Origin of the sequence: Paracoccus yeei ATCC BAA-599 (assembly GCF_000622145.1) — a bacterium.
Classification (GTDB): Bacteria; Pseudomonadota; Alphaproteobacteria; order Rhodobacterales; family Rhodobacteraceae; genus Paracoccus; species Paracoccus yeei.
Genome location: NZ_JHWH01000055.1, coordinates 1 through 3,876 on the forward strand (window position 1 = coordinate 1; position 3,876 = coordinate 3,876).

General features: G+C 66.9%; 4 protein-coding genes. 3 read left to right on the top strand and 1 reads right to left on the bottom strand.

Annotated elements, in window-relative coordinates; genetic code table 11:
* A partial coding sequence (locus BU28_RS23615) for a LysR family transcriptional regulator (protein ID WP_036763392.1) occupies positions 1-186 on the bottom strand: 186 nt, incomplete at its 3' end.
* Between the two features lie 169 nt (positions 187-355).
* On the opposite strand from BU28_RS23615, the gene BU28_RS0117415 reads away from it, so the two are divergent.
* The 3 genes from BU28_RS0117415 to BU28_RS0117425 all read left to right on the top strand — a co-directional run.
* Positions 356-1,915, top strand: coding sequence for an ABC transporter substrate-binding protein (locus tag BU28_RS0117415; RefSeq protein WP_028720569.1), 1,560 nt, complete (start codon positions 356-358; stop codon positions 1,913-1,915).
* Positions 1,916-1,975: 60 nt separating this feature from the next.
* The gene (locus BU28_RS0117420; protein WP_028720570.1) at positions 1,976-3,361 is read left to right on the top strand and encodes an FAD-binding oxidoreductase; all 1,386 of its coding nucleotides are present in this window, start codon (positions 1,976-1,978) and stop codon (positions 3,359-3,361) included.
* Positions 3,362-3,377: 16 nt separating this feature from the next.
* Positions 3,378-3,876: aminotransferase class I/II-fold pyridoxal phosphate-dependent enzyme (locus BU28_RS0117425; RefSeq protein ID WP_028720571.1), on the top strand; the 499-nt coding region annotated here is incomplete at its 3' end.

The following is a 3,876-nucleotide window of genomic DNA, read 5'->3' on the forward strand; positions in this document are numbered from 1 at the left end:
CAGCATGGCCCGGCGGCCGTCCTTGACGAACAGCGGCAGACCCACGTGCGACTCCAGCAGCTTGAGTTGCTGGCTGATCGCGCCCGGGGTGACCCCCAGTGCCCGCGCGGCGCTGTTGACCGAGCCCAGCCTGCCGAAAGCCTCGAACGCCTGTAGCGCGCGCAGCGGCGGAAGCGCCGTATTCACGTGATCCGTTCTCCTCTGTTCCGGCGCACAGTTTAGCATATCTGACAGATAGGCCAACCAAACTGATTTGTGGGGTCCATCATATGGCCGTAGTTCTTAAGTCTAGACATAAAATGCCGCCACCGCCTTGCCGGCCCGGGCGTCTTCACCACAGGGAGCACGAAACACGATGGCATTGCTGACCACCCGACGTTCGCTTCTGCTTGGGGCGGGGGCGATGTCCACCGCCGCCGTGCTGGGGCTGCGGCCCGGCCGCGCCCTGGCGCAGAACGCACCCCCCCGCAAGGGCGGCACCTTCCGCCTGGCGGTCGCCGATTTCAATACCGCCGAGACCCTGGACCCTCAGCTCAACGAAAGCCGCTTCATGATGCAGCTGCAATACCAGATGCGCAACTGCCTGATCGAGGTCGGGCCGGGCGGCAAGCTGGTTCCCGAGCTTGCAACCGAATGGGGCAGCAACGACGACCTGACCGAATGGACCTTCAAGCTGCGCGACGGGGTCGAGTTCCACAGCGGCAAGACCATGGCCGCCGATGACGTGGTCTGGTCGCTGAACCTGCACCGCGGCCCCGACACGGTCTCTGAGACCAAGGCCCTGTTCGAGCCCGTCACCGACATCCAAGCGACCGGCCCGAACGAGGTCCGTATCACGCTGGCCGCGCCGAATTCGGGCTTTCCGTCGCTGTTGAGCATGGTGACGATGCTGATCGTGCCCGCCGAGGACCGTGACTTCGACAAGGGCATCGGCACCGGCGGCTACACGCTGGAAAGCTACGAGCCGGGCGTCGGCAGCCGCGTGAAGCGCTTCCCGAATTACTGGAAGGAGGGCCGCGCCCATTTCGACGAGATCGAAGTCAAGTGCATCGCAGATGTGAACGCCCGCATGACCGCGCTGCAGACCGGCCAGGTGGATGCCATCGCCTTCGTGGACACCACGACCGCGGACCTGCTGAAGTCGATGCCCGGAATCAACCTGATCCAGACCAGTGGCAAGCAGCACTACGCCTTCAGCATGAACTGCACCGATTCGCTGTTCGCCAATCCGGACGTGCGCATGGCGATGAAGCTGGCCATCAACCGCCAGGAGATGCTGGACAAGATCCTCTCCGGCTATGGCTCGATCGCCAACGACCAGCCGATCTCGGAAGCCTATCAGTATCACAATCCGAACCTGGTACAGCATGTCTATGACCCCGAGAAGGCGCGGGCGCTGCTGCAGAAGGCGGGGGCCGAGGGGCTGACGGTGCCGCTGCACGTGGCCGAGGCGCCCTTTGTGGGGGCCACGAACATGGCCCAGCTCTACGCCGAACAGGCGGCGGCGGCCGGCATCACCATCGACGTCAAGCGCGAGCCGGACGATGGCTATTGGTCCGGCATCTGGGGCAAGCGCCCGATGTTCGCGACCAAATGGTCAGGTCGTCCGAACGAGGACGTGATGCTGTCGCTGGCCTACTCGCGCGAAGGTATCGGCAGCTGGAACGAAACCAGTTGGGACAACGAGGCCTTCAATAAGGCCCTGGTCGCCGCCCGCGGCGAGAAGGACGAGGAAAAGCGCAAGCAGCTTTACTGGGAATGCCAGCGCCTGATCGCCGAGGATGGCGGCATGGTCGCCCCGGTCTGGGCCGACTTCCTGGACGCGACCTCGGACAAGGTCGCGCATGGCGAGCTGGGCAACGACTGGGAACTGGACGGCGCCCGCGCCTCCGAACGCTGGTGGTTCAAGGAGTAGCTTCCCCCGGGCGCGGCGGCAGGGATCGCCGCACCCTCTCTTGCACGGAACGATCCCTCCATGACCTCGACCACTCCCGCGACAAGCGCCGCGCTGGCCGCCCTTGCGCCCTGTTTCGGCGACCGGCTGCTGACCTCGGCCGCCGTGCGCGACCAGCACGGCGCCGCCGAAAGCTGGCTGCCCGCAGCAGCCCCCGACGCCGTGGTGATGGCGCAATCGACCGAGGAGGTCGCGCGCGTGCTGGCGGTCTGCCACAACCATGGCGTCCCGGTGATCCCCTTCGGCGCAGGGTCCTCGATCGAGGGGCAGGTGCTGGCGCCCAAGGGCGGCATCAGCCTGGACGTGTCGGGCATGGACCGCATCCTTGCCATCCATGCCGAGGACATGGACTGCGTGGTCCAGTGCGGCGTCACTCGCCAGCGCCTGAACGAGGAACTGCGGGCCACCGGGCTGTTCTTCCCGGTTGATCTGGGGGCGCAGGCCACCCTAGGGGGAATGGCCTCCACCCGTGCTTCGGGGACGACCACCGTGCGCTATGGCTCCATGCGGGAACTGGTGCTGGGGCTGACGGTGGTGCTGCCCGACGGTCAGGTGATCCGCACCGGCGGACGGGCGCGCAAGTCCGCGGCCGGTTACGACCTGACCCATCTGTTCGTGGGCGCGGAAGGCACGTTGGGGGTTATCACGGAGCTGACGCTGCGGCTGTTCGGCAAGCCCGAGGCGGCGCAGTCGCTGCTGTGCAGCTTTCCCGATCTGGACGCCGCCACCGCCTGCGTCGTCGCCGCCCAGCAGTGCAGTCTGGGACTGACCCGGATCGAACTGGCCGACGACCTGCAGATGGCGGCGATCAACTCGTGGTGCGCCGCCGCCCTCCCGGAAACCGCGACGCTATGGGTCGAGATCACCGGATCGGGCCCCTCCGTGGCGCATGACGTGGCGCTGTTCCAGGACCTGGCCAGCGATGCGGGCGCGACCCGGATCGAACCCGCCGCGACAGCTGAAGATGCCACGCGGCTGTGGCGCATCCGGCACGAGGCGCTTTATGCCACCCGCGCGCTGCGGCCGGGCATCAAGGGCATCTCGACCGACGTCTGCGTGCCGCTGTCACGCCTGCCGGACTGCATCGCCGCCATCAAGACCGAGATCGCAGCAACAGGCTTTGTCGCGCCGCTGATCGGCCATGTCGGGGACGGGAATTTCCACTTGGTCCTGCTGTTCGATCCCGCGGACCCGCAGGAAACCGAGACCGCCCGCGCCATCAACCGGCGGCTGGTGGAACTGGCGCTGTCGATGGGTGGCACCTCAACCGGAGAGCACGGCGTGGGCCTGGGCAAGAAAGCCTATATGGAAGCCGAGCATGGTCCCGCGCTGGACCTGATGCGGCGGCTCAAGCGCGCCGTGGACCCACGCGGCATCATGAACCCCGGCAAGATATTCGACCTTTGACGCACGAGGCCCCACAATGTCATCCCAACCCCTGATCCGGCCCGAAGTCGCGGGACTGCCCGACTATAACGCGGGCCTCGCGCTGGACCGGTTCCGCAGTGTCTATGGTATCGACGCGGTGGCCAAACTCGACAGCAACGAAAGCCCGCTGGGGCCGTCGCCCGCGGCGGTGCAGGCGATCCGCGACGCCGCGGCCGGCGTTGGCCGCTATCCCGATGCCAGCGACGAGGCGCTGCGTCAGGGGATCGGGCAGGCGAATGGCGTGGACCCCAACACCGTGATCCTGGGCAACGGCTCCGAGGACCTGATCGGCGCCATCTATCGCGCGGTCCTGCGGCCGGGCGACCGGGTGGTTACGATCTGCCCCAGCTTCGGCCTGCATGAATTCGGGGCCCGGTCCTGCGGCGCGGTGGTGGACAAGGTGTCCTTTCCGCCCGACTGGCGTTTTCCGGCCGATGCGCTGATCGCGGCGCTGGCGCAGCCCGCGCGCATCCTGATCTTTTCCTCGCCTAGCA

What these genes read in the sequence shown, in the direction of transcription:
- BU28_RS0117415 (WP_028720569.1), top strand. Translation starts at nt 356, where the DNA reads ATGGCATTGCTGACCACCCGACGTTCGCTTCTGCTTGGGGCGGGGGCG.
- BU28_RS0117420 (WP_028720570.1), top strand. Translation starts at nt 1,976, where the DNA reads ATGACCTCGACCACTCCCGCGACAAGCGCCGCGCTGGCCGCCCTTGCG.